Genomic DNA, 2404 nt, shown 5'->3' on the forward strand with positions numbered 1-2404 from the left:
AGGCCTCGACGCGGGTCTTCAGCGCCTCCGCCTCGGCGGTGGCCGCCGCGCGGATCTTCTCGGTCTCCGCGGCGGCCGCCAGGCGGGCCTTCTCGCGCTCGGCCACGGCCACGGCGCGGACACCGGCGGCCTCGGTGGTGGCGGCGGCCCGGACGCCCTCGGCCTCGGTGGTGGCGGCGGCGCGGACACCCTCGGCCTCGGACGCGGCGGCGGCGCGCAGGTCGTCGGCCTCGGAAGCCGCGGCCGCGCGCAGCTCGTCGGCCTCGCCTGCGGCGGCGGCCAGCAGCTTCTCGGTCTCGGCCTTCGTGGCCTCGCGGAGGCGGTCGGCCTCGCCTGCGGCGGCGGCCCGCTGCTCGGCGAGCTCCGCGTCGTGGGCCGCGCGCAGGTCGCGCAGCTCCTGCTCCAGCGTGGCGCGATGCTCGGCGATCTGGGTGTCCGCCTCCCGCTTGGCCGCGCTGGTCTCCGCCTCGAGCGTGCGGCGGGCCTGCTCCGTGGCCTCGGCGGCGGCCCGCTCGGCCTGGGCGGCCAGGGCGTCCGCGGCCTCCTGGGCCCGGCTGGTGACGGTCGCGGCGTGCTGCTGGGCCTGTGCCGCGACCGCGTCGGCGGCCTCTTGCGCCTTGGCGGCGACCGTCCCGGCGGCCTGCTGGGCCTGCGCGGCGAGCGCGGCGGCGTCGTGCTTGGCCTGGGCCTTGAGCGTGGCGGCCTGCTCCTGGGCCTGCGCGACGATCGCGGCGGCGTGCGACTTGGCGCCGGCGGTCTCCCGCTCGGCGGCGGAGCGGAGGGAGTGCGCGTGCTGCTCAGCCTCGGCGCGTTCGGCCGCGGCGTGCTGCTCGGCCGCGGTGCGCACCCCGTGGGCGTGCCGCTCGGCCTCGGCGCGGGCCCGCTCGAGCTGGGCGGTGGTGGCCTGGGTGACGCGCTGGGCCTCGCCGTGCGCGGCGGCGACGAGACGCTCGGCCTCGGCCCGGGCTTGGGCGCCGCGCTCCTCGATCGTGCGCGCCTCGGCGTCCAGCGCGGAGCGGCGCCGGCTCACGGCGCGCTCCTCCTCGGCGCGGCGGGCGTTCAGGGCCAGCTCGAAGTCCTCGTTGGCCTTGGCGGCGCGGTTGCGGGCCTCGGTGAGCAGGCGCTCGGCCTCGGCGCGCAGGTCGGCGATCTCCTGCGCCGCGCTGGAGCGGATGTCGGCGGCCTGGTCCTCGGCGAGGCCGAGGATCACCTCGACGCGCGGGCCGAGGTGGCGGAACGAGACGACCTCGCTCTGGCTGGGCGCGAAGCGGCGCAGCTCGGCGAGCTCCGTCTGCAGGTCCTGGACCTGTGCGGCGAGGGCATGAACCTGGCCCCACACCTCTTCGTTCTCAAGCCTCAGCGCGGCGATCTCGTTCTCGGACTGGGTCCAGTATTTGTCGACCTGATCCCGCCGGTACCCCCGGAGCGCGGTCTCGAAGTCGGGTTCCGAGGACACCCCTGTGCCCGCGTTGAAGAGGTCGCCGCCGTCTGACATAACACCCATCCTCACACGCAACGTCCCGCCACACGCAATTACACACTGCGCGTGGCGGGACGTGCGGTCGAACTCCCCGTGATTGCTTCGAGAAGCGGCAGGACCACCCGCGACCCGCCCTGTCAGGCGGTGAGTTTCTCGCCGTCGCCCGACTTGCCCTTCTTGGCGTCTCCGCCCTGCAGCGGTGCCGTGGGCATGATCCCGGCCAGGCCGGAGAGCATCTGCCCCAGCTGCGAGGTGACCGCGTCCTTCTGGCGCGTGAGGTCCTCGACCTCGCGCCGGGCCCGCTGGGTCGTCTCCTCCGCCTCGGCGCGGGCCTCGCTGAGCACCCGGTGGGCCTCGGCGCGAGCCTCGTTCACCGTCTTGTCGGCGAGGTTCTTCGACTTGTCGATCGTCTCGGCGGCCGCGCGCTCGGACTCGACGCGGCGCGTCTCGGCGCGCTGCTCGATCTCCTTGGCCCGCTCCTCGGCCGCCCGGGCGCGCCCCTCGGCCTCGGTGACCAGCTTCTGGGTGGCGGCGACGGCGGAGGCGTGGCGCGCGGACTCCTCGCGCTCGGCCTTCTCCTGCCGCTCGGCGATCTCCAGCGCGAGGGACTGCAGGTCCTTGTCGCGCTTGTCGCGGGCGTCGGTCAGCAGCTTGGTCGCCTCGGCGCGCTTCTCCTCGGCCTCGCGGGCGGCCTTGGCGCGCAGCTGGGTGATCTCCCGCTCGGCGGTGGCCCGCAGTGTCGCGACCTCGCGCTCGACGGTCGCCTTGAGCTCGGCGACCTCGTGTGCGGTGGCGGTGCGCAGCTGCTTGGTCTCGCGCTCCGCGTCGGCCCGCAGCGTGTCGGCCTCGCGCCGGGCCTGCACCCGGACCTCGGCGGCCTCGCGCTCGGCGGCGGTGCGCACGTTGCCGGCCTCGCGCTCGGCG

The 2404-nt window shown here is 76.2% G+C and carries 1 protein-coding gene and 1 pseudogene; both read right to left on the bottom strand.

Annotation, left to right across the window (positions count from 1 at the left end):
- On the bottom strand, window positions 1-1495 hold a 1495-nt coding region (locus tag ABT297_RS42925; RefSeq protein WP_502885729.1), incomplete at its 3' end, for a coiled-coil domain-containing protein.
- Window positions 1496-1617: 122 nt separating this feature from the next.
- Window positions 1618-2404: pseudogene (locus tag ABT297_RS42930) on the bottom strand (cell division protein DivIVA); the annotation flags it as partial.

This window comes from Dactylosporangium sp. NPDC000555, assembly GCF_040300025.1.
Lineage (GTDB): Bacteria > Actinomycetota > Actinomycetes > Mycobacteriales > Micromonosporaceae > Dactylosporangium.